The following is a 24,395-nucleotide window of genomic DNA, read 5'->3' as shown; positions in this document are numbered from 1 at the left end:
GTCGTCGTGGTTGTTGTTCACTGTCTTACGCCTTGCTCAAAGACTTCGCGGGTTTCAACGCGGCCGCGATCTTCGCGCCGTCGGGACTGCCCATGCCGGTGCACGCGTCCCAGCCGGCCGCCGCGGAAAAACTTCCGTTGTTGCCTTCCGTGATGTCGCGAAACGCCGTCTTCGCCGTGTAGAGCTTCGGATTGACGAAGCCCGATGGCGAACCGTTGATCGCGTTGATGCGCGCGATCAGCGCCGCCCACAACGGCGCGACCGCGCTCGTGCCGCCGACGACCGTATCCTCGCCGTCGATCAGCACCTCATAGCCGGTCAGCGGCGATGCGTCGCCCGCAACGTCCGGCACGCCGCGCTTCGCGAGCACCGTCTGCTTGCCGTTACGCATCACCGACAAACCCTTCTGCCACGCCGGCAGCGCGAACACGCCGGACACGCCGCCGCCGCCCGAGCCGCCCTGATCGCCGTCGTTCCAGACGACTTCCTTCGCGATGCCCGTCGCCGACGCCTTCAGGCTCGTGCCGCCGCAGCCGAGCACATACGGGCTCGACGCCGGAAAGTCGACGTGATCCGCGCCGTCGCCCGCGCCGTCGGACGAGCCGCTGTCGCCCGATGCCGCGCACACCGTCACGCCGAGCGCGGCCGCGCTTTGCAGCACGTCGTTGAACGCGCCGATCGATTGCGACGACCAGTTCGCCTCCGGCCCGCCCCAACTGATGGATATGACCGAAGGCTTGTTGGTGGAATCGTGCAGCGCGCGATTGACGGCATCGACGAAACCGGCGTCGCTGTTCGGCGCGAAGTACACGGCGATGCGCGCGCCCGGTGCCACCGCGCCCGCGACCTCGATATCGAGCGTCACCTCGCCGTCCGGGCCGTTCGGATTGCCCGTGGGCGCGTTCTTGCCGCCATCGACGCCGACCGACACGACTTGCGGCGACTTCACGCCGAGCTTCGAGAAGTACGCGGAAAGATCGGCATCGCGATAGCCGCCGCCCAGCTCGATGATGGCGATGCATTGGCCCGCGCCGTCGCCATCGGGGAAATCGTAGAGACGCGCGAGATCGACCGGCGTGAACGACGCGCTCGCCGCGCCGCGCGCCGGCTTGAACGGCGGACGGAAACGAAAGTGCGGACGCGCCTGCGGCTTGCTGTCGAGGCCGAGAACGGCGGTGACGGCGTCGTGCACTTCGTCGGGCACCTTCACCGGCCCCGAGCGTCCGCGATATTCGCCGATGTTGTGATGTTGAAAGCGTTCGAGCTTGACGTCGAAAGCCTTCTGGAATTGTTCGATGGTCCCTTTCAGCACGACGCTGCGCGTTTCGGTTTCCGCGCGCACGACCGTCAGGCCGTACTGCTGCGCGAACGCCTTCACTTTGGCGATGTCGTCGTCCGAGGCGGTGAAACGTTTGTCGAATTCCTCGCGCGATACGGCTTGCGCGGGCGCTTCGCCGGAATCGATGCGCGCCATCATCTGCTTGAAGCCCGCCTCGTCCTTGCGCCGCAGCATCACGATGACTTCGATCTGTTCGGACGGATCGCAGTCGCCGATGCATTGCGCGCCTTCGGGATGAATCTTGTCGCTGCCGCTGACCGGTTGCTTCGTCATGGTATCGATGCTCCTCGTTGGCCATGAAAATCAAAGTTTCTCGATCCTGCCGCTGCCCGCGCTTATCGTCTTATTTTCCGGGCGCGAATGCAATTGCTCGGACCGTTGACGAGAGCATGCAGTTCCAGCGAGACAAAAGCTGTCCCGGTCTTCAACGTTTCGTCTCGATGTGCGGCTCGGCGGGGAGCGCGATGCCGAGGCGCTCCATCAGGCGTCGCGCGTCGAACGGGGCGCGCACTTTCTGATCGTTGTCGAAGTAGCAGAAGACGTCGCGGCCCGCGCGCGGCCGCGCTTTCGCCGATGAAATCAGCCGCGCGTCGGCGATCTGTCCGCCCGACGCCCAGCATTCGATGCGGCGCGCCCATTCGTCGAGCGCCTCGTCCTTATAGCTGCCGCCATAAAGCGTTTCGCTGCCGTGAAGCCGCAAATAAGTGAAGTCGGACGTGAGATCTTCGGCATAGGGCCAGCCGGCCACCGAATCCGACACGACCAGCGCCGCGCCGTGTTTGCGCAGCAGCCGCACGAATTCATCGGTGCAGAAACTCGGATGACGGATCTCGATCGCGTGCCGCAGCGCGCGCTTTCTTCCGGGCTCGAACCACGGGTCTTTCACGCGCGTGTCGTGGTCCTGTGCGAGCCGCGCGGCGGCGACCGTATCCTTCGGCAGCAATTCGAGAAAGCGTTCGAAGGCTTCGGGACGGAAGGAAAAGTTCGGCGGAAACTGCCAGAGGAACGGACCGAGCTTGTCGCCGAGCGCGAGCACGCCGGACGCGAAGAAGTTCGAGATCGCCGGAATCGCCGTTTCGTCGCGAAAACGCAGCATGTGCGTCAGATAGCGCGGCCCCTTCACGCTGAAGACGAAGCCATCGGGCGTCGCGTCGCGCCACGCGCGATAGCTCGTCACGCTTTGCAGCGAATAATGCGATCCGTTGATCTCGACCGTCTGGACCGCGCGCGACGCGAAATCGAGCTCGCGGGCCTGCGCGAGCTTTTTCGGATAGAACACGCCGCGCCAGCCGGCATAGCGCCAGCCCGAAATGCCGATGCGGATGCGCCCGGTCATCGCGCGCCTAGTGCGGACGGCCTTCGTCGTATTCCGCCCGCGCGCCCTGCGGCAGCCACGGCTCGCGATGCTTGCACCAGAGCTCGTAAGTCGGCTCGAAGACGCCGGTTTCGTCGAATGCGCCGATGGGCAGATCGACTTCGTCGCGCGTCGTGAATTCCATGTACGCGACCGAGCCGCACGCCGGGCAGAAGTGCCGCCGGCCATCGTCGGAACTCTTCCACGTCGAAAGGCTGCCGCTCATCATCACGTTGCCGCGCGCGTAAATCGCATAAGCTCCGAAGGCGGAGCCATGCACTTGCCGGCACGTCGTGCAGTGGCAGATGCAGACGCGAATGGGCTTGCCCGTCGCGCGAAAGCGGAACGCGCCGCACGCGCATCCGCCTTCATGAACCGTAGCCGCCCGCGTTTCGTCCTTTTCAACGCTCATCGATCTCTCCCGTAAATACGATGGTTTGTTACGATAACCCTTCACGATCGGAGATGGCACTCATGAGCACACCAAGCACGACCGGCACCACGTATACCGCGAGTACCTTGTCCCTGCTGAAGCTGCTTCCCGGCGCCGGATCGGAGTTCGGTCCGGCCGCATCCGACCTCGTCGCCCACGTGCTGTCGCATGATCGCTTCGATGCGGTCGCGAATGCGAACGCGCCGCGCGAAACGTTCCGCGGCGTCACCGTCGACGACGTCATGAACGACGAGTACGTGTTCCCGCTCGGCCGCACCGGCCAGTCGATCGTGCTGACGGGCTATCGCATCGCGGCGGGTTTCATCGCCGAACGCGCGGCCGACGAATGGCTCGAGCTCGCGCACAAGGAACGCGTTGCAAAAGGCTTGCCCGCCGAGCCGCAAGGCAGCGAGCCGCATCTCGCGCCCGATCCCGCCGAAGCCGATCAGCTGCTCGACCGCGCCTACGAGTGCGCCCAGCGCATTCTCGATCCGGTCGCGGGCGAGCCGGTTCTTTCGCTCTTCGAGACGCACTATCGCGGCGGACGGGAGTTTTTGCGTCTGAGCTGGGAAGGTTTGCCGGAGGATCTCGTGCCGGAATCGCGCCGTCCGCTCGCGGCGCTCGCCGCCGCGCAAAACGGCGAGCGGCGAGAAAAGCGCGATTACGATCCGTACGGTCTCGACGGCGTCGACGATTACGACGTCGACAGGCCGCTCGCGTATCGCGAGAAGATCGGGCCGTTTCTCTTCACGATGACCTATCGCCACGAATACCCGCAGGTCGACGACGAGCGGCTCGGCACCGCGTTCGCCGTCTTCCACGAGGCGGGCAGCGATATCGTCGCGGCGGCGGTGCGGCTGAAACTCGTCAAGGTGCCGCCGCTCACGAGCAGCGCCGATCTCGTCTACACGCTCGACACTTACTCGGGCGAAATGCTCTCGCTCGCGCTCGCATCGACGGAAGCGCTCGGTCCGGAGAAGCTGTGCGAGGTCTACAACGCGCATCGCGTGATTTACATCAGCCTGTGGGAAGTGAGAAAGCCGTGGCGCGGCGAGGGCCTCGGCGTCGCGCTGCTGCATCAGGCGCTGGAACGCCTTCCCGTCGATGTCGATGGCCGGCCGAACGCGCTGTGCGTCGCGCCCGAGCCGTATCAGACCGACATGCGGCACTTCGAGAAGCTGCCCGGCGTGCTGCGCGAGGAACTGAAGACGCCGGCGAAGCGCCTCGCCGCGCATCTGACCAACTGGCTCGAACGCTCGAAGCTGCCGATCGCCACGCACTTCTTCGTGCCGATGGCCAAGCATGCGGGCATCGGCTCCGCGGGCGAGAACGCGCGGCTCATCGACCGGATCATGGAGAGCGAGGCCTGACGCGATGCTCGTCATCGTCGACATGCAGGCGCGGCTCCTGCCGCATCTGGATGGCGCGCAACGTCTGACGGAGCGCGCCGGCACGCTCTTGCGCGCGGCGAACCTGCTCGACGTGCCGGTGCTTTTTACGGAGCAGAATCCGCGCGGGCTCGGCGGGACGGTCGAAAGCCTGCCCGTCGATCTCCGGTCGGCGAAAGTCGTCGAAAAGCACACATTCGATGCGACGCTCGAACCCGCGTTCGTCGATGCGCTGCCGCCCGCGCCCGCGACGCTGTGGGTCGCCGGCGCGGAGGCGCATGTGTGCGTGCTGCTGACGGTGCTCGGAGTGTTGCGGCTCGGCTATCGCGTGGAATTCGTGGCGGACGCGGTCGCGTCGCGGCGAGCCGCGGATCGCGCCGTCGCGATCGAACGGGCGCGGCAGGACGGCGCGCGGCTCACGACGGTCGAAACGACGATCTTCGGATGGATGGGCAGTTGCCGGCATCCGCGCTTTCGGGACGTGCTTGCGCTTATCAAGTGACGTGGGTTTCGAACCAGACCGTTAGTTTTACGCGCGCATGCAGCATTTACCCGCACGGCCCGCTCATAAGCCAGCCAGCGTCCGTCCCGAGCGCATGGCACCCCACTTGCTATAGTCTGCGATTGCGGCTCGACGAACGTTCGGTTCCCTTACAGTTGCCGAACGATCGCGAACCGCGCCTCTTGCGCCGCCCCGAGGACTCGAGCATCGGCGCTCCGCCCGATCCGTCGCAATCGGCTGCGAGCGAATCCCCGTGAAGACTTGAGCCCGTCGACGCCCTTCCGAACGAGCGAGGAGCAACCGATCGCCATGTCCCCAGCCGATACCCATCCTCACGACGACGCCAGCGACGCGGCGCAAAAGCCGTCGCGCCGTCGTTTCCTGCAATCCGCCGCCGCGGCCGCAGCAGTGACCGCCGCGCCGCACGCGCACGCGCAGCAACCGGCTGCGACGCCTGCCTTGGCGCCGCCGCCCGCCGCCACGCCGATGTTGCCCGTGAAGCTCACCATCAACGGCCATCCGTATGAACTGCAGGTCGAGGCGCGCACGACGCTCCTCGACGCGCTGCGCGAATACGCCAACCTCACCGGCACGAAGAAAGGCTGCGACCGCGGCCAGTGCGGCGCGTGTACGGTGATCGTGTCGGGCCGGCGCATCAACTCGTGCCTGACGCTCGCGGTGATGCACGACGGCGAATCCGTCACGACCGTCGAAGGCCTCGCGCCCGACGGCGACACGCTCGCGCCGATCCAGCGCGCGTTCATCGAGAAGGACGCCTTTCAGTGCGGCTACTGCACGCCGGGGCAATTGTGCTCGGCGACGGCGCTCATCGCCGAATATCGCAACGGCGACGCGAGCGCGGTCACGGCCGACGTGCGCTTTCGCCCCGCGCAACTCTCCGACGACGAAATTCGCGAGCGCATGAGCGGCAACATCTGTCGATGCGGCGCGTATCCGAACATCGTCGCGGCGGTAAAAGCCGTCGCGTCGGGCAACGCATAAGGAGACGCACATGGACGCGATCTCCTATCAGCGCGCGCCGGATATTGGCGCGGCGCTCGCGGCCGCGAGCCAGCCGGGCACGATGTTCATCGGCGGCGGCACGAATCTGCTCGACCTGATGAAAGGCGGCGTCATGCGGCCGATGAGGCTCGTCGACATCACGCACATCGACGGCCTGAATGGCATCATCGCCCTGCCCGATGGCGGTCTGCGCCTGGGCGCGCTCGTGCGCAACAGCGACGCCGCCAATCATGCGTGGGTGCGCGAACGCTATCCGCTTCTGTCGCAGGCGCTGCTCGCGGGCGCATCGGCGCAACTGCGCAACATGGCGACCGTCGGGGGCAATCTGATGCAGCGCACGCGTTGCGCGTACTTCTACGACACCGGCTTTCCTCAATGCAACAAGCGCTCGCCGGGCAGCGGCTGCGCGGCCATCGACGGCAACAATCGCATGCACGCGATTCTCGGCGCGAGCCGTCAGTGCATCGCGACGAATCCGTCCGACATGAGCGTCGCGCTCGCGGCGCTCGATGCCGTCGTGCGCGTCGCGGGCCCGAACGGCGAGCGGACGATTCCGTTCGCGGAGTTTCATCGGCTGCCGGGCGACAGGCCCGAGCTCGACACGACCTTGCACCCAGGCGAGCTCATCACGTCGGTCGATCTGCCGCCGCCGCTCTTCGCCGCGCACTCGAAGTATCTGAAAGTGCGCGACCGCGCGAGTTATGCGTTCGCGCTGGTATCGGTCGCGGCCGCGTTGCAGATGGACGGCAACACGGTGAAGAGCGCGCGCATCGCGCTCGGCGGCGTCGCCCACAAGCCGTGGCGCGCGAACGCGACCGAACGCGCGCTCGTCGGCCAATCGCTCGATAAAGCCACGCTGCAGAACGCCGCCGCGCTCGCCGTACAGGGCGCCCAGCCGCAGCGCGACAACGCGTTCAAGATCGTGCTCGCGCAGCGCGCGATCGTGCGCGCGGTTCAACAGGCCGGAGGTGTCGCATGACTGTCATCGGAAAACCGCTCGATCGCACCGACGGCGTGCTGAAAGTCACCGGCCAGGCACGCTATTCCGCCGACAACACCGACGCCAAGCTCGCGCACGCGGTCATCGTCACGAGCACGGTCGCGCACGGCCGTATCGCGTCGATCGACACGAGCCGCGCGCAATCGATGCCTGGCGTGCTTCTTGTGATGACGTATCGGAACGCGATGCGCCTGCCGAACAACGGCGTCCCTGACGCGCAGCCGCCCGCCGTGCGCAAGCTGACGCTCTTGCAGACCAACGAGGTGCGCTACAGCAACGAGCCGGTCGCGGTCGTCGTCGCGGACTCGCTGGAGCACGCGCAAGGCGCGGCGCGTTACGTCGACGTGCGCTACGAAGCCGCGATGCCCAACGCGGATTTCACGCGCGCGAAGGCCTCGGCGTATCAGCCGGAAAAGATGATGGGCCGCGCGATCACGACGAAACGCGGCGACGTCGACGCCGGTTTGAAACAAGGCCCGACGCGCCTCGACGCCGTCTACACGACGCCGTACGAACATCACAATCCGATGGAGCCGCACGCGACCGTCGCGCGCTGGGACGGCCCGAATCTCACGCTCTACGACGCGACGCAAGGCGTGTCCGGCGCGAAAAGCGCGGTCGCGAAGTTCTTCGGCATCTCCGATGAGAACGTGCGCGTGATCTGCCCGTTCGTCGGCGGCGGCTTCGGCTGCAAGGGGTCGGTGTGGTCGCACGTCGTGCTGGCGGCGATGGCGTCGAAGCAGACCGGCCGCCCCGTCAAGCTCGTGCTCGAACGGCCGCAGATGTTCGGCATGGTCGGCAACCGGCCATTCACCGAGCAGCGCTTTCAGGTGAGCGCGCGCGACGACGGCATCATGACCGGCATGCGTCACGACGTCGTTTCGACGACATCGACGTTCGAGGACTGGACCGAAAGCTCCGCGATCGTCACGCGCATGCTGTACGCGGTGCCGAACCAGTCGACGTCGCACAAGCTGGTCAAGCTCGACATCGGCACGCCGACCTTCATGCGCGCGCCCGGCGAGACGAGCGGCTCGTTCGCGCTCGAATCGGCGATGGACGAAATGGCGTATCGACTGAACATGGATCCGCTCGCGTTTCGCATCAAGAATCACGCGAACATGGAGCCGCAGGAGAAGAAGCCGTGGTCGGAGAAGGCGCTGCTCGAATGCTATCGGCGCGGCGCGGATACCTTCGGCTGGTCCAAGCGCAACCACGCGCCGAAGTCGATGCGCGAAGGCAATACGCTCATCGGCTGGGGCGTGGCGACGGCGACGTATCCGGCGAATCGCAGCGAGGCGTCGGCAGTGGCGCGCATCCTGCCCGACGGCACAGCGATGGTCGCGTCCGGCACGCAGGATCTCGGCACCGGCACGTACACGATCATGACGCAGGTCGCCGCCGACGCGCTCGGCTTTCCGCTCGATTACGTGCGCTTCGCGCTCGGCGATTCGTCCTTGCCGAAGGCGCCGGTCTCGGGCGGCTCGCAATCGGCGGCGAGCGTGTCGCCGGCGGTGCGGGCGGCGTCGATGGAGGCGCGCGATCAACTCATCGCGATGGCGCTCGCGGATCGCGGATCGCCCGTCGCCGGTCTCGCGCGCGAGGACGTGACCGTGTCCAACGGCTGGGTCGTGAGCCTGTCGAATCCTGACAAGCGCGATCCCGCGGCGGCGATCATCGCGCGCAACGGCGGCAAGCCGATCGAGGCGATCGCCACGACCCGGCCCGGCGACGAGAAAAAGCAGTATTCGTTTCACTCGTTCGGCGCGGTGTTCGCGGAAGTCCATGTCGATGCGGACCTCGGGATCATCCGCGTGCCGCGCATCGTCGGCGTGTACGACGTCGGCACGCTCTTCAACGAAAAGACCGCGCATAGCCAGTTGATGGGCGGCATCGTGTGGGGCGTCGGCTCGGCGCTGCTGGAAAAGAGCGAGATGGATTCGCGCTACGGGCGCTATACGAACGCGAATCTCGCGGAATATCACGTCCCGGTGAACGCGGATATCGGCATGCTGGATATCGCGTTCGTCGGCGAGCCGGACCCGCATATCAATCCGCACGGCGCGCGGGGCATCGGCGAGATCGGCATTACGGGCGTGGCAGGCGCGCTGGGCAACGCGGTGTATCACGCGACGGGGGTGCGTGTGCGCGATCTGCCGATTACGCTCGACAAAATCCTGCCGCCGACGATGGCGTGAAGTGAAACGACGCACACGGCGGTCCGCCCGGCCGCCGTGTGTTTTTTTATGCTTGCGACGCCGTTCGATGCGCCGCACAATCGCGATTCATCCCCACACGAGCACCCGCGATGACCTATTCGTCGAACGCGACCGGCATTCTGCTGGCGGCGGGTCTCGGCACCCGTTTCGACCCGTCCGGACTCCACAACAAGCTGCTCGCCACCCTGCCCGACGGAACGCCCATCGTGTTCCAGTCGGCGCGCAGGCTGCTCGCCGTGTGCGCCGAAGTGATCGCGGTCGTGCGTCCCGGCGCCGAAAAGCTCGCCGACGTGCTCAACGAAGCAGGCTGCAACGTCATCTTCAGCGTCGACGCCGAGCGCGGCATGGGCGCGACGCTCGCCGCGGCCGTGCGCGCGACGTCCGAAGCCGATGGCTGGCTCGTCGCGCTCGGCGACATGCCGTGGATCGAAGCGTCGTCGTATGAAGCGGTCGCGCGTGCGCTCGACGGCGGCGAAGCGCTCGTCGCGCCGTTCCATCGTGGCAAGCGCGGGCATCCGGTGGGCTTCGGCATCGCGCATCGCGAGATGCTCGCCACGCTCGACGGCGACGCGGGCGCACGCGCCATCTTCACGACGCACAAGCCGTTCATCGTCGAAGTGGACGATGCGAACGTGCTGCGCGACGTGGATTTGCCGAGCGACCTCGGGCAGACTTGAGCGCGACTTAAGCCGCGATCGCCGCCGTTTCCGCGGAATCTTCGGCGTCGGCGCCGATCGGCAGATAGCGCCGGCTGACGTCGAGCAGCGTCGCGCCGAATCCCTTCTTCGCCCGGAAATCCGTCCGCGCGCTCGTCACCACGCGCGGCGACGCACTCCACTCGATCCGTGCGCCGGTCGCCATCAGCGCTTCGACGAGCGCCACGTCCTCGCTCGTCTCCAGCGGCGCAAATCCGCCCGCCTTCACGTACGCGCTCGCCGACACGCCCATGTTCGCGCCGTGAATATGCCGATGCCCGTCCGCATCGGTATAAGTGCGCCCGAAGTGCTCGCGCACCGCGCCGATATGCGGCGACCAGTCGTGCACGCCGATCACGCCGCACACCGCGTCCGCGCAGCAGTCGAGCTGGCGCACGAGCCAGTCTGCGGCGACGGTCGTATCGGCATCGGTGAACGCGAGCCAGCGCGCGCCCAGCGCCAGCGCCCGCTGTGCGCCATGCGCGCGCGCGACGCCGACATTGCACGCTTCGGTGCACGTCACTTCCGCGCCCAGCGCCCGCGCGATGGCGGCGGTGTCATCGCTGCAACTGTCGGCGACGACGATCACGCGCGCCGCCTCGCCAAGCAGTTGATGATGATCCGCCGCGCGACGTGCAGCCGCGACGCACGCGCCGATATGCGCGGCTTCGTTGTGAGCAGGAATGACGATGGCAAGCATTGGCGGCTCCGTGTGTGAGTTTTTTTCCGTTGGCAATCGGACGGCGCGATGGATGAATTTCAGCAATGGCCGTTCCCGTGAATGGCGGGCCGCTCCGCCGTATAAGGGCGCGATCGTCTCTAAATAGTTGCTGAAAAGCGGCGGGAATCGCTAGAATTACTGTATGGATATACAGTGCTTTTATGATTCCGTTCGCCGATGAAAAGCGTCACCATCGATCCGTCGTTCGCTGCCTGGCGTACCGAGGCGCGCAATCTCCTCATGGAAGACGCGCGCCCGGAAGACGTGGAATGGCTCGAAACCGATGCATCGGCAACGGTGTTCGGCTCCATCGTTGCGTCGCGCGGCCCGTCGGATCCGAATGCGAAGAAGCCGGTCAAGATCGCGCGCGAATTCCTCGCCATGCTCGAAACGGCGGCGTGCTTTCGCGCGCCCGACCGCTGGCGGTTTCTCTACAAGGCGCTGTGGCGCTGGACGCAGGGCGACCGCGCGATCGCCTCGCCGGAAGATCCGGACGGGCATCGGCTGCGGCGCATGATCGAATCGGTCGAGGCCGAAGAAAGCGAAATGCGCAGAGTGCTGCGTTTCCGGCATCGCGATTCGTCGCTCGGGCCGCCCGAGTTCATCAGCTGGTTCGAGCCGGTGCACGATGTGCTGGAGCACGCCGCGATGCACTTCGCCACGCGCATGGGCAGCGCCACGTGGATGATCGCCACGCCGCACGGCGCCGCGTTCTGGGACGGCGCGCTCCTGCGCGTGGACCGCACGAGCGAGCCGGAAGAAAAGCCGATGGATTTCGGCGACACCGCGATGAGCGGCGAAGCCATCAGCGGCGACGCCATCGAGGCGCTCTGGCTCGCGTATTACGAGAGCACGTTCGCGCCGGCGCAGGAAAACGCCGCCGAAATGGCGTCGCATATGCCGGTGCGCTACTGGAAAAGCCCGGAGAACGCGCGCACCGATCCCGCGCTGATCTCCCGCGCCGATCCCTATTCGCGGCGCGACCGTCATCCGCGTAATGTGCCGCCCGACATGGAAGTCGCCATCAACACGGATCTGGAGCCGATCAAGGGCACGATGCTGATCGAGCCGCCGTCGCTCGATGCATGCAGGCGCTGCGCGCTGTGGCGCAACGCGACGCAGGCGGTGCCGGGCGTCGGTCCCGGCGACGCCCGCGTGATGCTGGTCGGCGAGCAGCCGGGCGATCAAGAAGACCGCGAGGGCAAGCCGTTCGTCGGTCAGGCGGGCAAGCTGCTCGACGAAGCGCTCGCCGAGGCGCAGATCGCGCGCGAATCGCTCTATCTGACCAACGCGGTGAAGCATTTCAAATGGGAAGCGCAAGGCGAGGAGCGCGCGCATCTCGCGCCCGCGCAGCGCGAACGCGAAGCCTGCCGCTACTGGCTCGACGAAGAACTGAAGCGCATCGGGCCGAAAGTCGTCGTCGCGCTCGGGGCGACGGCGCTCAAGGCGCTCACGGGGCATCGCACGGCGTTGTCCGAGTATCTCGGCAAGACCATCGAGCATAAGGGGCACATCATCGTGCCGACGTATCACCCGTCGTATCTGATGCGCCTCGCCGACGACAAAGTGCGCGCGGAAGTCTTCGGGACGATCGTCGAGGCGCTCGTTTTCGCGCAGCAGATCGCCGACGGCACCGCGACCATCCGCACGCCGGTGAAGGACCCGACGCGCTGAACGAGCCGCAGATGCAACAGGACGAAACAGGACGAAACAGGACGCAACAAGACGAAAGCGTCGTCAACGTTCCTGTAAGCCGCGCGTTATACCGGTGTCGCGCCGACTGGCGCTCACCGATGGTCCACATCACACCCAAATGGCCGCTCTCCCGCTCGAAGAACTCCGCCGTCAACAATCGCAGGGCTTGCACACACGCGCGCTCGTGCCAAAATCGGCCGGGCAACTGAAGACCGAACGCGAGCGCATCGTCGCGCGTCTGCAATTGCTGCTCAACGTGACCATCGCGGTGGCGCTCGCGGGCGTCGCGCTCATCGCGTGGCTGCCGTTCTCGCCTGTGCCGCACGCATTCCGCTTCGGCGTGCAGGAAGTGCTCGGCGTCGCGGTGTTCGCGTCGTGCCTGTTCATCCTGCACGAGCGCGCCGAACTGGAGCTCGGTCTTTACGACTACGAGCCCGTCGAGCAGACGACGCAAGGCGAATTGCGCGCGCTGCTGCATCGCGTGCCGGAAGGCGTGTCGTATCAGGAAGCGCTCGCCGCGGACAAGCGCACGTTCGTGACTGGCGAAGTCGACGGCATCCGCCGCCGCGCCGAAGCGTTCACGCCGAAGACGCTGCCCGCCGCCGACGGCAACACGGAAACCTGAGCGCCGCTCGACGCCGCATCCAAGCCGCCGCCTCGCCATCGCGAGGTGGCGGCTTTTTTACATCGACGCTGAAAACTTCGCGCCTTGACGAGCGCCGCCGCGCCTCCTTCAATACGTGACAGATGCCGCAATCGACGCTCAAACTGTCACGCTTCGGAACGCAATCTGTGTCCAACGCGGGCATTTTCAGGCGGAACGTGCCGCAAACGCGCCGGGCATGGCGGGTGCTTGCCAAGCGCGCGGCCCCGCGAGTTGCGCCGAATCGAGCGAGGCCACGCCACTTGCAGGAGCCAAGATGCGAGCCAATCCCCTTTCCACGTTGAGCGACGACCTCACGACAACGCTCGTCCCCGACGCGCCGAGCGCCCCGCCCGCCGCCGCGCGTGACGGGAGCGACGATTACGACACGCTCGCCGCGTTCCACGGCATCGAGCGCGAGCGCCTGGTGCTGATCCATCCGGGCAGCCATCACGCCGCGCCCGCCTGGCCCGCCGAACGATATGCCGATGTCGCCGACCAGCTCGCCGCCGATGGCTGGCAGATCGCGATCGTCGGCGATTCGCCCGATCCCGAGCGCACCGCCGGCGTGCTCGGCGCGATGCAGACGGCCGCGCTCTTTCTCGCGGGCGCCGTCGCGCCGGCGACGCTGCCGCGCCTGATCGCCAATGCGCGGCTGCTCCTGTCCGACGACGCCGAAGCGTCCTCGCCCGTCGCCGCCGCCCGCGCGCTCGGCACGCCGCATATCGTGCTCGACGAACATCCGCGCGACACCGGCAGCGACGCGATCGCCGCACACGCCCGCGACGCGCTCTCGCACACCGGCGGCGCGCATCCGGGCGAGCCGTTCACGCTGCACATGCCGGCGGCGCACGAATCGGCATAGACGAAGAGCCACCTTTCGGGGGACATCATGAAATTCGACATGCAGACCAATCCCGTTCCGGATCCCGTCGCGGACCCGAACCGCGATCCGGAAGCCGATCCGCTCACGCCGCCTTCGCCCGGTCATCGGCCGGAGGAGCCGCAGCATCCCGACGCGCCGCCCGACAAGGATCCGATCCGGCGTCTCTGATCCGACGCTTCCCTACGGGAATTCCCGCCCTACACTCGCCGCCCATGCCTGCCGTAAAGCGGGCATGCGGCGGCGTGCGCCATCGCAAACGACAACGCGAATACAACGCAAACAGGCGACGGGCGCAACATGAACAGAATGACGTTGAACAAGAAGCTCGGCTCGTTGATCGCCGTGCTGTGGATCGGCTTGATCGCGATCGGGATCATCGGGGCATGGCAAAACCGGACGTCGATGATCGACGACCGCAAGGAGCAGTTGAAGACGCTCGTCAACGAGGCGCACTCGATCACCGCGCACTACGCGGCGCTCGCCGCGAACAAGACGCTCACCGAAGACGAAGCGAAAAAGCGGGCGCTGGAAGTGGTCGGCGCGATCCGCTACGGCACGGACGGCTATCTCTCGATCAACGACTCGCATCCGAGGATGGTGATGCACCCGATCAAGTCCGCGATGAACGGGCAGGATCTGTCGAGTTATGCCGATCCGGCGGGCACTCGCCTGTTCGTCGATATCGTCAAGGCGGGCGATCAGCCCGGCGGCGGCTTCATCAGCTATCTGTGGCCGAAGCCCGGCAGCGACAAGCCAGTCGGCAAGCTCTCCTACTCGCAGCGCTTCGGGCAGTGGGACTGGTACATCGTCACCGGCATGTACATGGACGACGTGCAGAGCGCGTTCTGGGCAAGCGCGCTGCGCTGGCTCGCGATCACGGCCGTGCTCGGCGGCTTCGCGACGGCCGCGATGCTCATCGTTCTGCGCAGCATCAAACGCAATCTCGGCGGCGAGCTCGAACTGGCGGTCGACGCGGCGCATCGCATCGCGCGTGGCGATCTGACGAGCAGCGTCGACGTCCGTCCGAACGACACGTCAAGTCTGTTGCACGCGCTCAGCGTGATGCAGAGCGGTCTCGTCGATACCGTGTCGCGCGTGCGCAGCGGCACGGACAACATCAACGTGGGCGCGTCGGAGATCGCGGCGGGCAACACCGATCTGTCGCAGCGCACCGAGGAACAGGCCGCGGCGCTCGTGCAGACCGCGTCGAGCATGGACCAGATGACCGCGAACGTGAAGAACAACGCGGAGAGCGCCGCGCAGGCGGCGCGTCTCGCGGAGCAGGCGGCGGACGTGGCGACGCGCGGCAGCGGCGTGGTCGACGACGTCATCGACACGATGACGCGCATCACCGCGAGCTCGCAGCAGATCGGCGACATCATCGGCGTGATCGACGGCATCGCGTTCCAGACGAACATCCTCGCGCTGAATGCGGCGGTCGAAGCGGCGCGCGCGGGCGAACAGGGACGCGGCTTCGCGGTCGTGGCGGCGGAAGTGCGCAGTCTCGCGCAGCGCTCGGCGACGGCGGCGAAGGAAATCAAGGCGCTCATCGAAACGTCGACGCAGACGGTCGAGCAAGGCGCGTCGCTCGTGACGAACGCGGGCGCGACGATGACGGAAATCGTGCAATCGGTGCGCCGCGTGAACGAGATTCTCGACGAGATCAGCCACGCGTCGCGCGAGCAGAGCGCGGGCATCGAGCAGGTGAACCGCGCGGTCGTCGAGATGGATCAGGTGACGCAGCAGAACGCCGCGCTCGTCGAGGAAGCCGCCGCCGCCGCGCATTCGCTGAAGGATCAGGTCGATGTGCTGCGCGAGGCGATCGGAAGTTTCAGGCTGCCGGCGTGATTTCGGTCACGCCAGGAATCGTTCGACGAGGCGCGCCCAGTAAGCCGCGCCGACCGGCAGATTCTTGTCGTTGAAATCGTAGTGCGGGTTGTGGACCATGCAGCCGTCCTCGCCCGCACCGTTGCCGAGGCGCAGGAACGAGCCCGGCCGCTGCTGCAGCATGAACGCGAAGTCCTCGCTGCCCATCAGCAGATCGGCGTGCGCGACAACGTTCTCTGCGCCGACCAGTTCGCGCGCGACCTCCATAGCGAACTCCGTTTCCGCGTCCGAATTCACGACGACCGGATAGCCTTCCAGATACTTCACCGTCGCGCTCGCGCCGTAGCTCGCCGCCTGCGATTCCACCAGTTCCTTGATGCGGCGCCTGAGCAGTTCGCGCACTTGCGGGTCGAAGGAGCGCACGGACAGTTCGAGCGTCGCGCGATTCGGGATGACGTTGTTGACCGTCCCGGCGTGCATCGAGCCGACAGTGACGACGGCCGGCTGCGCCGGATCGACGTTGCGCGCGACGATCGTCTGCAGCGCCATGACGATGCTCGCCGTCACGACGACCGGATCGACCGACAGATGCGGCCGCGCCGCGTGCCCGCCGACGCCTTCGACCACGATCGACACCTGATCGCCCGCCGCCATGAACGGCCCCTTGCGGAACAGGAACGTGCCGGGCTGCGCGCCGGGATGGTTGTGCACGCCGAACACGGCGTCGCAATGAAAGCGCTCGAAAAGACCTTCCTCGATCATCTTCTGCGCGCCGCTCGGCACGCCGTGCTCTTCCGCCGGCTGAAAATACAGATGCACCGTGCCGTTGAAATTGCGCGTGCGCGCGAGATGGCGCGCCGCGCCGAGAAGCATCGTCGTGTGGCCGTCGTGGCCGCACGCGTGCATCTTGCCGTGCGTCTCGCTCGCCCAGGGCTTGCCGCTCTGCTCGATGATCGGCAGCGCGTCCATGTCCGCGCGCAGTCCGATGCTCTTCGTGCCGTCGCCCGCCTTCAACGTGCCGACGACGCCCGTCCCGCCGACGCCGCGCGTCACCGTCCAGCCCCACTCTTCGAGCCGCTCCGCGACGAGCGCCGCAGTGCGCGTCTCCTCATACGACAACTCCGGATGACGATGGATATCGTGGCGAATTTCGCGCAGCGAAGGCGCGTCGTCGGAGAGATCGGCGATGACGGTGAAGTGGTGGTCGGACGAGATCGTCATGGAGAAGCCCTTGCGGTTGATCGGAAAACGGCGCACATGATCCTCCACATGCGCCGCGCTTGCCAGTTCCGCGCGCGTTTTTTTCGCTGACCGTAAGCGAATCGTGAAATTTCGACCGCTTTTAGCGCAGAAACCGGTCGATCACGTCGGCGAGCGTGGCGAAAGCCGGCGCGATGTCGTCGTCCGGCACGCATGCATATCCGATCAGCAAGCCGGATTCCGCGTCCGGCCGATGCGCGTAATACCCCGACAGCGGCCGCACGACGATGTTCTGCGCGAGCGCGGCGGCGGCGAGCGCGCGATCATCGACGTGGCGCGGCAGTTTCAGCACGAGATGCAGCCCGGCATCGCCCCCGGCGATCGAAAGCGTGTCGCCGTAGCGCGCGGCGATGGTCGCGAGCATCGCGTCGCGGCGCTGGCCGTAGAGCGCGCGCATCCGCCGGATATGAGACGTGAAATGCCCCTGCTCGATGAATTCCGCGAGCACGGCCTGCTGCAGCAACTGCCCTTCGCGATACAGCTCGGCGCTCGCCATCGCGAAGCTCTCCGCGAGCGCTTCCGGCACGACCACATAACCGATGCGCAGCCCCGGAAACAGCGTCTTGCCGAAACTGCCGACGTAAATCACCTGCCCCGCCGTGTCCATGCCCTGCAGCGACGCGAGCGGCCGGCTGCCGTAGCGGAATTCGCTGTCGTAATCGTCCTCGATGATCCAGCAGCGGTGCTGGCGCGCATATTCGAGCAGCATGCGGCGGCGCGCGAGGCTCATCACCATGCCGAGCGGATATTGATGCGACGGCGTGACGAGCATCAGCTTCGGCGGCGACGCGAGATCGGCGGATGTCGGCGCGATGCCTTCCGCGTCGACGGGAATCGCCTTCAGATCGAGCCCCGAAACCTGCAGAACGCTGCGCACGCCCCAGTAGCACGGATCCTCCGTCCAGATCGTGTCGCCCGGATCGGCGAGCAGGCGCGCGGCGAGATCGATGGATTGATGGATGCCCGTCGTCACGACGATCTGCTCCGGCGTGCAACGCACCGAGCGCGACGTGCGCAGATAGTGCGCGAGCGCGTGGCGCAGTCCCGCGTGGCCGCCGCCCGGCGCGTAGGTAAGCAGATCGGGCAGCGGCTTGCGCCAGTATTTCGCGTGCAGCCGGTTCCACACGCGCGACGGAAACCGCGATACGTCCGGCACGCCCGGCATGAACGCGCCGCCCTGACGCTTCGACACGCCCGCGCCCGAAATCAGCCGCGCGCCGCGCGTGGAGAGCGTCGATTGTGCATCGGATGGCGCGATCGCCGCGGGCGGCGCGTCGTCGAACACGATGTCGTCGGGCGTGCTGTCCGCGACGAAGGTGCCGCGCCCCGTCGCCGACGACACGTAGCCCTCGAGCGCGAGTTGCTCGTAGACCTGCGTCACCGTGTTGCGCCCGACGCCGAGCTCGGCGGCAAGCAAGCGCGACGACGGCACTTTCGCGCCCGCCGCGAGCTCGCGCGTGAGGATGGCCTGCTGTAGCAGCCGATGCAATTGCCGGTAGATCGGCTGGCCGTTCGTGCGATCGATGCGCTGCGCCAGCCAGTCGGACAGCACGCTTGCGCGCGTCGACATCGAATTGGCTCCTATAGATTTATTGAAATGGCTCTGAACTTGAGGGCCAAATCTTACTATAGTCGTCTCTATATTCAGTCGGCCGATGCGGCCACCAACGATCCAGGAGATTTCCGTGAGCACCAACCTCAAGAACGCCGATCTGCACGCCCGCAAGAACGCTGCGACGCCGCGCGGTGTCGGCGTGATGTGCGATTTCTACGCGGCGCGCGCCGAGAACGCGGAACTGTGGGATGTCGAGGGCCGCCGCTTCATCGACTTCGCGGCGGGCATCGCGGTGTGCAATACGGGGCATCGCCATCCGAAGATCGTCGAGGCGATTCGCGCGCAGCTCGACTGCTTCACGCACACGGCGTATCAGATCGTGCCGTACGAGTCGTATGTGTCGCTCGCCGAGAAGATCAGCGCCCGCGCGCCGGGCTCGCACGCGAAGAAGACGGCGTTTTTCACGACGGGCGCGGAGGCTGTCGAGAACGCGGTGAAGATCGCGCGCGCCGCGACGGGCAGGCCGGGCGTGATCGCGTTCACGGGCGGCTTTCACGGCCGCACGCTGATGGGCATGGCGCTCACGGGCAAAGTCGCGCCGTACAAGATCGGCTTCGGGCCGTTCCCGTCGGACGTGTTCCATGCGCCGTTCCCGAATTCGCTGCATGGCGTGTCCGTCGAGGATTCGCTGCGCGCGATCGAGCATCTTTTCAAGGCGGATATCGAAGCGACGCGTGTTGCCGCGATCATCTTCGAGCCGGTGCAGGGCGAAGGCGGTTTCGTTCCGGCGCCGACGGAATTCGTGCGCGGCCTGCGCAAGATTTGCGATGACCACGGCATTCTGCTGATCGCCGATGAAGTGCAGACGGGCTTTGCGCGCACCGGCAAGCTGTTCGCGATGGAGCATCACGGCGTCGTGCCGGATCTGATGACGATCGCGAAGTCGCTGGCGGGCGGGATGCCGCTGTCGGGCGTCGTCGGGCGCGCGGAGATCATGGATGCGGCGGCGCCGGGCGGGCTCGGCGGCACGTATGCGGGCAATCCGCTGGCGGTGGCGGCGGCGCATGCGGTGCTCGACATCATCGACGATGAAGAGCTCTGCGAGCGCGCGGTTGTGCTCGGCGACAAGCTGAAGGCGAAACTCGAAGCGCTGAAGGGCGATGTGCCGCAGATCGCCGACGTGCGCGGGCCGGGGGGGATGATCGCGGTCGAGTTCTGCAAGCCCGGTTCGCATGATGCGGATGCTGCTTTTGCAAAGCTCGTGCAGACGCGGGCGCTGGAGCGCGGGTTGCTGCTGTTGGTTTGTGGCGTTTATTCGAACGTGGTTCGGTTCCTGTTTCCGCTCACCATTCAGGATGCGGTTTTTGATGAGGCGCTCGGTATTCTTGAAGATGTGTTGACGGAGACTGTTGGCGTTGCGGTTTGATTTGGTTTTTGGTTTTTGGTTTTTTGTTTTGCGTTGGTCGCCGGATCCCGTATTCGCGTCGGTCTATTAGCGTTGCCCCTGTGCGGGGCGGCACTCACTTTCTTTGCTGCTGCAAAGAAAGTAAGCAAAGAAAGCAGCTTTTCAGGCCCGCGGTCACACGCAATTTGGGTAGTCCTCTCGTCACATGCGGCACTCGCCTAAAGAGTGCCCTCAAACACTAATCGGGCTTGGATCGCGCACGGTCCGCCGCCCGAAAACGTTGAGAACGCTGGTTCAGCACGAAAGAGCTTCGGCACAGCGCTACGCGCTGCCGCCGGGTCTGCAAAGGAAGCCATCGGTTTGCGCGCGCAGTGCGATAAAGATGTTAGTAGCGAAGCACGCGCGGACCCGATTGACCGGTCGGCCGCGAAGCGGGCTGGAGCTGTTTGGTGCTGAACCAGTTTGGTGTGTGGTGCGATGTGGCAGACCGTGCGCGAGCCAAGCCCGATGGGGCCTATGAGGGCACTCTTTAGGCAGCCCACGAAGGACGAGAGGACTACCCAAATTGCGTGTGACCGCGGGCGTGTCAGTAGCTGCTTTCTTTGGTTGCTTTCTTTGCAGCAGCAAAGAAAGTGACTGCCGCCCCGCACAGGGGCAGTGCTAATAAGCCGGCACGAAAGCGGGATCCGGCGAAAACGAAAGCGAAAGCAAAAGCAAAAGCAAAAAACCCTCAAAGCGCCCGCGCAATCAACGACAACAAAACCGACAACAGCAGCGTCGACATAAAGGGAAACGAATATTCCCGCCCAAATATCCGCAGCGTGATATCTCCGGGAAGCCTCCCGATGCCGATCTTCTTGAGCCACGGCAGCGACCCCGAAAGAATCGCGAGCGCGATAAACGTAGTGAGCAGCCAGCGGATCATGATCGCTTACTCATAGCGTATGAGACCGATCGCCGGCCGAAAACGCATCCAGCATTCCGGGAATGCCGCGCGAAAACGCGATCACCTTGAACAACTCGCCCATTTCCGCCTCCGAAAGCAGCTTCTGCACGGCATTCGCAGCAGGCAAAAAGCGCTTCACATCAGCGGGATCGAGATCGCTGAGCACATCGGTGATGCCGGCATTCATCAGAAACCGCGCCTGCGACGTAAATCCGAGCAAATCCGCACCCGCTTCGACGCCTGCTTCCGCGATGCCCGTAAACTCGACATGCGCCGTGATGTCCTGCAATCCCGGATACAGAAACGGATCCGAATGCGCGCGATGCCGGTAGTGACACATCAGCGTGCCCGCCGCGCGCTGCGCGTGATAGAACTCGCGTCGCGGAAAACCATAGTCGATGAAAAATGCCGCACCGCGCACAAGCATCGTGCAGACGGTCTTCGTGAACGCGAGCGCGGCCTCGTGCGTCTCCGTCACATATTCGGCAAAAGGCTCGTCGTTGGCTTCATCGATGGCGGCATCGATCAGTTCGACCTGCGCGTCCGGCGCGATCGGCCGGTCATCGAAGGCAAAGCGGTCGTTCAGCGCCACGACGCCACGCTCGTGCCACGCGCCGAGCTTGCGCACGACCAAACGCACAGGCATCGCGTCGAGCACTTCGTTGCCGATCACGACGCCCTCGAACGCATCGGGCAGCGCGTCGAGCCATTTCACCTTCGCGGCGAGCGCCGGCGCGTCCTTCTCGATGGTCTCGCGCTGACGTTCGCGCAACTCGCCCGAAAGATCGACGATCGTGTAGCTGTCGAAGGCGACATCGAGTTCGGCGAGCGCGTTCAGCAAGCCCGCCGCGAGCCTGCCGGTGCCCGCGCCGAATTCCATCAATTGCTTCGTGTCGCTTTGTTGCAACGCCTGCGCGACGGGCCGCGCGAGCGTCGTCGCGAAAAGCGGGGACAGTTCCGGCGCGGTGACGAAATCGCTGCCGTCTTCCGCGCGGCGGCCGAATTTCATTGCTCCGCCGCCGTAATAGCCGAGGCCGGGCGCGTACAGCGCGAGGCCCATATAGCGGTCGAACGGCAACCAGCCGCCCGCCGCGGCAATGCGCCTGCGGATCAGGTCGGTGAGCGCTTCGGACTGCGCGAGCGCGTCGGCGCCCGGAGCAGGTAAACTATCGGATTGTCTGGCATTCGGATTCATCCCAGTATTGTAAATGAGCGCTTCCACGCCGTTTTCTTCCGTCAACACGTCGTCATCCGGTTCCGTTTCGCGTGCGCGCGCCGTGCTCGTGACCGGCGCGGCGAAACGCATCGGGCGCGGCGTCGCGCTCGAATTCGCGCGGCAAGGCTGGGATGTGGCCGTGCATTACGGCCACTCGGCGCATGAAGCGCGCGAAACCGTCGCGGATATCGAGTCGCTCGGGCGCCGCGCGGTTGCACTGAAAGCGGATCTCGCCGTCGAGGCCGAGGTAGAACGGCTCGTGCCGGCGTGCGCCGAAGCGTTCGGCGGTCTGAACTGCGTGGTGAACTGCGCGTCGCGTTTCGACGAAGATACGGCCATCGACTTCGGCTACGCGAAGCTGCTCGAGATGACCGCCGTCAACGTCGCGGCGCCGCTCACGCTCGCGCGCATGCTGCACGAGATCACGCCCGAGGCCGCAACCGTCGATGACGCGCAACGCGGCGTCGTCATCAACGTGCTGGATCAGAAACTGTACAACATGAACCCGGACTACCTGTCGTACACGCTGACGAAGGCGGCGCTCGAAAACGCCACCATCGCGCTCGCGCAGGCGCTGGGTCCGAAACTGCGCGTCGTCGGCCTCGCGCCCGGTCTGACGCTGATTTCCGCCGGCCAGACGCCCGCGTCGTTCGAGACGGCGCATCGCGTGACGCCGCTCAACCGCGCATCGACGGTCGACGACGTCGCGCAGGCCGCGTGTTATCTCGCGAACGCGCACGGCGTGACCGGCACGACGCTCGTCGTCGACGGCGGCCAGCATCTCGTGCCGAGTCCGCGCGACGTCATGTACATGATCGGCGCGCAAAAGTCCTGAAACGCGCCACTGAATATTGGAACCAACATGCTTGCCGCACTTTCGCATCCCCGGCTGACCGATTGCCGGCGGCTTTTTCTGCGTAACTACGAAGTTCGCATCAACATCGGTGTGCATGACTTCGAAAAGCGCGGCGAGCAACGTGTCGTCATCAACGTCGAGCTGTACGTGCCGCTCGCGCTGTCGACGCCCGTCGCCGACAAGCTCGCCGAAGTCGTCGACTACGATTTCATGCGCTCGACCATCGCCGAGCGCGTGAAGCGCGGACACATCCATTTGCAGGAAACGCTGTGCGACGACGTCGCGGCCGCGCTGCTCGCGCATCCGAACGTGCGCGCCGTGGCCGTGTCGACGGAAAAGCCCGACGTCTATCCCGATTGCGACGCGGTCGGCGTCGAAGTCTTCCGCATCAAAGAGGAACGAGCATGAACGCGCGCGACACGATCGAAGCCGCAGCCGAAACCGCAGAAGCGCAAAAGCCGGTGCGCGAGGCGCTGACGAAGCGCCAGCAAAAGGAAGCGTACGAGAACAACAAGCTGTTCAAGCGCATCGCGCGCCAGGTCGGCGAGGCGATCGGCGACTTCAACATGATCGAGGAAGGCGACAAGGTCATGGTGTGCCTGTCCGGCGGCAAGGACAGCTACGCGATGCTCGACATCCTCATGCGCCTGCGCGAGCGCGCGCCGATCAACTTCGAGATCGTCGCCGTCAATCTCGATCAGAAGCAGCCGGGCTTTCCGGAACACGTGCTGCCGGAATATCTGAGCAAGCTCGACATTCCGTTCCATATCGAGAATCAGGACACGTACAGCATCGTCAAGCGGCTCGTGCCGGAAGGCAAGACGACATGTTCGCTCTGCTCGCGACTGCGCCGGGGCATTTTGTATCGAGTCGCGGGCGAGCTCGGCGCGACGAAGATCGCGCTCGGACATCATCGCGACGACATCCTGCAGACGCTGCTGCTCAACCTGTTCTACGGCGGCAAGCTGAAGGGCATGCCGCCCAAGCTGCAATCCGATGACGGCAAAAACATCGTCATTCGTCCGCTCGCGTACGTGAAGGAAGTCGATCTCGAAAAATACGCCGAACTGCGCGAATTCCCGATCATTCCGTGCAATCTGTGCGGCAGCCAGCCGAATCTGAAGCGCGCGGAAATGAAGGCGCTGGTCCGAGAATGGGACAAGCGTTTTCCGGGGCGCGTGGAAAACATGTTCAACGCGCTGTCGAACGTGGTGCCGTCGCATCTGATGGACAGCAAACTTTTCCCGTTCGCCGGATTGCGCGCGACGGGCGAGGCCGATCCGCAAGGCGATATCGCGTTCGACGAGGAACCGTGTGCGACCGAACCGTCAGGAACGTCCGGCACGGTTTCAATTGTGCAGTTCGACGACCTGTGACCTTTATCCAATAAGGCGCAGCGTGGGTTTCGCCGCATTGCGCCAAAGAGCCGCGT

23 protein-coding genes are annotated in these 24,395 nt (G+C 65.6%); 15 read left to right on the top strand and 8 right to left on the bottom strand.

Features of this window, described 5'->3' with window-relative positions; all coding sequences use genetic code 11:
• Positions 1 to 25 precede the first annotated feature (25 nt).
• From NCT05_RS17335 to NCT05_RS17325, 3 genes are all read right to left on the bottom strand, one after another.
• On the bottom strand, positions 26 to 1,612 hold the full coding sequence (locus NCT05_RS17335) for a S53 family peptidase (RefSeq protein ID WP_250435557.1): 1,587 nt from the start codon (positions 1,610 to 1,612) through the stop codon (positions 26 to 28).
• 151 nt (positions 1,613 to 1,763) lie between these two features.
• On the bottom strand, positions 1,764 to 2,675 hold the full coding sequence (locus tag NCT05_RS17330) for a DUF72 domain-containing protein (protein WP_250502779.1): 912 nt from the start codon (positions 2,673 to 2,675) through the stop codon (positions 1,764 to 1,766).
• Between the two features lie 7 nt (positions 2,676 to 2,682).
• A complete protein-coding gene (locus tag NCT05_RS17325) occupies positions 2,683 to 3,105 on the bottom strand; it encodes a GFA family protein (RefSeq protein WP_008353807.1) in 423 nt (140 codons plus the stop codon).
• A 62-nt stretch (positions 3,106 to 3,167) separates the two neighbouring features.
• Here NCT05_RS17325 and NCT05_RS17320 point away from each other — a divergent pair, with 62 nt between their 5' ends.
• From NCT05_RS17320 to NCT05_RS17295, 6 genes are all read left to right on the top strand, one after another.
• Positions 3,168 to 4,496: a hypothetical protein gene (locus NCT05_RS17320; protein WP_008353808.1), complete on the top strand. Its 1,329-nt coding sequence runs from the start codon at positions 3,168 to 3,170 to the stop codon at positions 4,494 to 4,496.
• A gap of 4 nt (positions 4,497 to 4,500) precedes the next feature.
• Positions 4,501 to 5,016 carry an isochorismatase family protein gene (locus NCT05_RS17315; RefSeq protein WP_008353809.1) on the top strand — a complete coding sequence of 172 codons (516 nt, stop codon included), beginning with the start codon at positions 4,501 to 4,503 and terminating at the stop codon, positions 5,014 to 5,016.
• A 309-nt stretch (positions 5,017 to 5,325) separates the two neighbouring features.
• Positions 5,326 to 6,018: a (2Fe-2S)-binding protein gene (locus NCT05_RS17310; RefSeq protein WP_250435556.1), complete on the top strand. Its 693-nt coding sequence runs from the start codon at positions 5,326 to 5,328 to the stop codon at positions 6,016 to 6,018.
• A gap of 10 nt (positions 6,019 to 6,028) precedes the next feature.
• Complete coding sequence (locus NCT05_RS17305) at positions 6,029 to 7,018, top strand: FAD binding domain-containing protein (protein WP_250502778.1); 990 nt, start codon at positions 6,029 to 6,031, stop codon at positions 7,016 to 7,018.
• On the top strand, positions 7,015 to 9,237 hold the full coding sequence (locus tag NCT05_RS17300; protein ID WP_008353812.1) for a xanthine dehydrogenase family protein molybdopterin-binding subunit: 2,223 nt from the start codon (positions 7,015 to 7,017) through the stop codon (positions 9,235 to 9,237). Before NCT05_RS17305 ends, NCT05_RS17300 begins: the two co-directional genes overlap by 4 nt.
• A 110-nt stretch (positions 9,238 to 9,347) precedes the next feature.
• Positions 9,348 to 9,935, top strand: a complete 588-nt coding sequence (locus NCT05_RS17295; RefSeq protein WP_008353813.1) for a nucleotidyltransferase family protein — start codon at positions 9,348 to 9,350, stop codon at positions 9,933 to 9,935.
• Positions 9,936 to 9,942: 7 nt separating this feature from the next.
• On the opposite strand, the gene NCT05_RS17290 is transcribed toward NCT05_RS17295, so the two are convergent.
• Entirely contained in the window at positions 9,943 to 10,653 is a 711-nt protein-coding gene (locus tag NCT05_RS17290; RefSeq protein WP_250502777.1) for a glycosyltransferase family 2 protein, read from the bottom strand.
• 198 nt (positions 10,654 to 10,851) lie between these two features.
• Between NCT05_RS17290 and NCT05_RS17285 the strand changes: the two genes are divergently transcribed.
• The 5 genes from NCT05_RS17285 to NCT05_RS17265 all read left to right on the top strand — a co-directional run bounded on the left by NCT05_RS17285 (position 10,852) and on the right by NCT05_RS17265 (position 15,746).
• On the top strand, positions 10,852 to 12,348 hold the full coding sequence (locus NCT05_RS17285) for a UdgX family uracil-DNA binding protein (RefSeq protein ID WP_008353815.1): 1,497 nt from the start codon (positions 10,852 to 10,854) through the stop codon (positions 12,346 to 12,348).
• 205 nt (positions 12,349 to 12,553) lie between these two features.
• A complete protein-coding gene (locus NCT05_RS17280; protein WP_250502776.1) occupies positions 12,554 to 12,994 on the top strand; it encodes a hypothetical protein in 441 nt (146 codons plus the stop codon).
• Positions 12,995 to 13,289: 295 nt separating this feature from the next.
• The gene (locus NCT05_RS17275; RefSeq protein ID WP_008353823.1) at positions 13,290 to 13,877 is read left to right on the top strand and encodes a glycosyltransferase family 9 protein; all 588 of its coding nucleotides are present in this window, start codon (positions 13,290 to 13,292) and stop codon (positions 13,875 to 13,877) included.
• 27 nt (positions 13,878 to 13,904) lie between these two features.
• The gene (locus NCT05_RS17270; protein ID WP_008353824.1) at positions 13,905 to 14,066 is read left to right on the top strand and encodes a hypothetical protein; all 162 of its coding nucleotides are present in this window, start codon (positions 13,905 to 13,907) and stop codon (positions 14,064 to 14,066) included.
• A 138-nt stretch (positions 14,067 to 14,204) separates the two neighbouring features.
• The gene (locus tag NCT05_RS17265) at positions 14,205 to 15,746 is read left to right on the top strand and encodes a methyl-accepting chemotaxis protein (RefSeq protein ID WP_250502877.1); all 1,542 of its coding nucleotides are present in this window, start codon (positions 14,205 to 14,207) and stop codon (positions 15,744 to 15,746) included.
• 6 nt (positions 15,747 to 15,752) lie between these two features.
• On the opposite strand, the gene NCT05_RS17260 is transcribed toward NCT05_RS17265, so the two are convergent.
• Both NCT05_RS17260 and pdxR read right to left on the bottom strand, forming a co-directional pair.
• The gene (locus tag NCT05_RS17260) at positions 15,753 to 16,946 is read right to left on the bottom strand and encodes a M20 aminoacylase family protein (RefSeq protein WP_175979559.1); all 1,194 of its coding nucleotides are present in this window, start codon (positions 16,944 to 16,946) and stop codon (positions 15,753 to 15,755) included.
• A gap of 121 nt (positions 16,947 to 17,067) precedes the next feature.
• Positions 17,068 to 18,555, bottom strand: a complete 1,488-nt coding sequence (gene pdxR / locus NCT05_RS17255) for a MocR-like pyridoxine biosynthesis transcription factor PdxR (RefSeq protein WP_175979121.1) — start codon at positions 18,553 to 18,555, stop codon at positions 17,068 to 17,070.
• A 115-nt stretch (positions 18,556 to 18,670) separates the two neighbouring features.
• On the opposite strand from pdxR, the gene gabT reads away from it, so the two are divergent.
• Entirely contained in the window at positions 18,671 to 19,966 is a 1,296-nt protein-coding gene (gabT, locus tag NCT05_RS17250) for a 4-aminobutyrate--2-oxoglutarate transaminase (protein WP_008353829.1), read from the top strand.
• Positions 19,967 to 20,675: 709 nt separating this feature from the next.
• Here gabT and NCT05_RS17245 read toward each other — a convergent pair.
• Both NCT05_RS17245 and NCT05_RS17240 read right to left on the bottom strand, forming a co-directional pair.
• Positions 20,676 to 20,870: a DUF2905 domain-containing protein gene (locus tag NCT05_RS17245; protein ID WP_250502775.1), complete on the bottom strand. Its 195-nt coding sequence runs from the start codon at positions 20,868 to 20,870 to the stop codon at positions 20,676 to 20,678.
• Between the two features lie 10 nt (positions 20,871 to 20,880).
• Positions 20,881 to 22,086, bottom strand: coding sequence for a class I SAM-dependent methyltransferase (locus NCT05_RS17240; protein ID WP_250502774.1), 1,206 nt, complete (start codon positions 22,084 to 22,086; stop codon positions 20,881 to 20,883).
• Between the two features lie 13 nt (positions 22,087 to 22,099).
• On the opposite strand from NCT05_RS17240, the gene NCT05_RS17235 reads away from it, so the two are divergent.
• The 3 genes from NCT05_RS17235 to ttcA are packed head-to-tail and all read left to right on the top strand — an operon-like array spanning position 22,100 to position 24,339.
• A complete protein-coding gene (locus NCT05_RS17235) occupies positions 22,100 to 22,942 on the top strand; it encodes an SDR family oxidoreductase (RefSeq protein WP_250435300.1) in 843 nt (280 codons plus the stop codon).
• Positions 22,943 to 22,969: 27 nt separating this feature from the next.
• Positions 22,970 to 23,371, top strand: a complete 402-nt coding sequence (locus tag NCT05_RS17230) for a dihydroneopterin aldolase (protein WP_008352641.1) — start codon at positions 22,970 to 22,972, stop codon at positions 23,369 to 23,371.
• Positions 23,368 to 24,339 carry a tRNA 2-thiocytidine(32) synthetase TtcA gene (ttcA, locus tag NCT05_RS17225; protein WP_175979612.1) on the top strand — a complete coding sequence of 324 codons (972 nt, stop codon included), beginning with the start codon at positions 23,368 to 23,370 and terminating at the stop codon, positions 24,337 to 24,339. Before NCT05_RS17230 ends, ttcA begins: the two co-directional genes overlap by 4 nt.
• Positions 24,340 to 24,395 lie beyond the last annotated feature (56 nt).

Source organism: Caballeronia sp. AZ7_KS35, from assembly GCF_023631045.1.
GTDB classification, from domain to species: Bacteria; Pseudomonadota; Gammaproteobacteria; order Burkholderiales; family Burkholderiaceae; genus Caballeronia; species Caballeronia zhejiangensis.
Note: the sequence above shows the minus strand (reverse complement) of the source record. Positions and strands in the feature narration are given on the sequence as shown.

What these genes read in the sequence shown, in the direction of transcription:
- NCT05_RS17335 (WP_250435557.1), bottom strand. Translation starts at nt 1,612, where the DNA reads ATGACGAAGCAACCGGTCAGCGGCAGCGACAAGATTCATCCCGAAGGC.
- NCT05_RS17330 (WP_250502779.1), bottom strand. Translation starts at nt 2,675, where the DNA reads ATGACCGGGCGCATCCGCATCGGCATTTCGGGCTGGCGCTATGCCGGC.
- NCT05_RS17325 (WP_008353807.1), bottom strand. Translation starts at nt 3,105, where the DNA reads ATGAGCGTTGAAAAGGACGAAACGCGGGCGGCTACGGTTCATGAAGGC.
- NCT05_RS17320 (WP_008353808.1), top strand. Translation starts at nt 3,168, where the DNA reads ATGAGCACACCAAGCACGACCGGCACCACGTATACCGCGAGTACCTTG.
- NCT05_RS17315 (WP_008353809.1), top strand. Translation starts at nt 4,501, where the DNA reads ATGCTCGTCATCGTCGACATGCAGGCGCGGCTCCTGCCGCATCTGGAT.
- NCT05_RS17310 (WP_250435556.1), top strand. Translation starts at nt 5,326, where the DNA reads ATGTCCCCAGCCGATACCCATCCTCACGACGACGCCAGCGACGCGGCG.
- NCT05_RS17305 (WP_250502778.1), top strand. Translation starts at nt 6,029, where the DNA reads ATGGACGCGATCTCCTATCAGCGCGCGCCGGATATTGGCGCGGCGCTC.
- NCT05_RS17300 (WP_008353812.1), top strand. Translation starts at nt 7,015, where the DNA reads ATGACTGTCATCGGAAAACCGCTCGATCGCACCGACGGCGTGCTGAAA.
- NCT05_RS17295 (WP_008353813.1), top strand. Translation starts at nt 9,348, where the DNA reads ATGACCTATTCGTCGAACGCGACCGGCATTCTGCTGGCGGCGGGTCTC.
- NCT05_RS17290 (WP_250502777.1), bottom strand. Translation starts at nt 10,653, where the DNA reads ATGCTTGCCATCGTCATTCCTGCTCACAACGAAGCCGCGCATATCGGC.
- NCT05_RS17285 (WP_008353815.1), top strand. Translation starts at nt 10,852, where the DNA reads ATGAAAAGCGTCACCATCGATCCGTCGTTCGCTGCCTGGCGTACCGAG.
- NCT05_RS17275 (WP_008353823.1), top strand. Translation starts at nt 13,290, where the DNA reads ATGCGAGCCAATCCCCTTTCCACGTTGAGCGACGACCTCACGACAACG.
- NCT05_RS17270 (WP_008353824.1), top strand. Translation starts at nt 13,905, where the DNA reads ATGAAATTCGACATGCAGACCAATCCCGTTCCGGATCCCGTCGCGGAC.
- NCT05_RS17265 (WP_250502877.1), top strand. Translation starts at nt 14,205, where the DNA reads ATGACGTTGAACAAGAAGCTCGGCTCGTTGATCGCCGTGCTGTGGATC.
- NCT05_RS17260 (WP_175979559.1), bottom strand. Translation starts at nt 16,946, where the DNA reads ATGACGATCTCGTCCGACCACCACTTCACCGTCATCGCCGATCTCTCC.
- pdxR (WP_175979121.1), bottom strand. Translation starts at nt 18,555, where the DNA reads ATGTCGACGCGCGCAAGCGTGCTGTCCGACTGGCTGGCGCAGCGCATC.
- NCT05_RS17245 (WP_250502775.1), bottom strand. Translation starts at nt 20,870, where the DNA reads ATGATCCGCTGGCTGCTCACTACGTTTATCGCGCTCGCGATTCTTTCG.
- NCT05_RS17240 (WP_250502774.1), bottom strand. Translation starts at nt 22,086, where the DNA reads ATGAATCCGAATGCCAGACAATCCGATAGTTTACCTGCTCCGGGCGCC.
- NCT05_RS17235 (WP_250435300.1), top strand. Translation starts at nt 22,100, where the DNA reads ATGAGCGCTTCCACGCCGTTTTCTTCCGTCAACACGTCGTCATCCGGT.
- NCT05_RS17230 (WP_008352641.1), top strand. Translation starts at nt 22,970, where the DNA reads ATGCTTGCCGCACTTTCGCATCCCCGGCTGACCGATTGCCGGCGGCTT.
- ttcA (WP_175979612.1), top strand. Translation starts at nt 23,368, where the DNA reads ATGAACGCGCGCGACACGATCGAAGCCGCAGCCGAAACCGCAGAAGCG.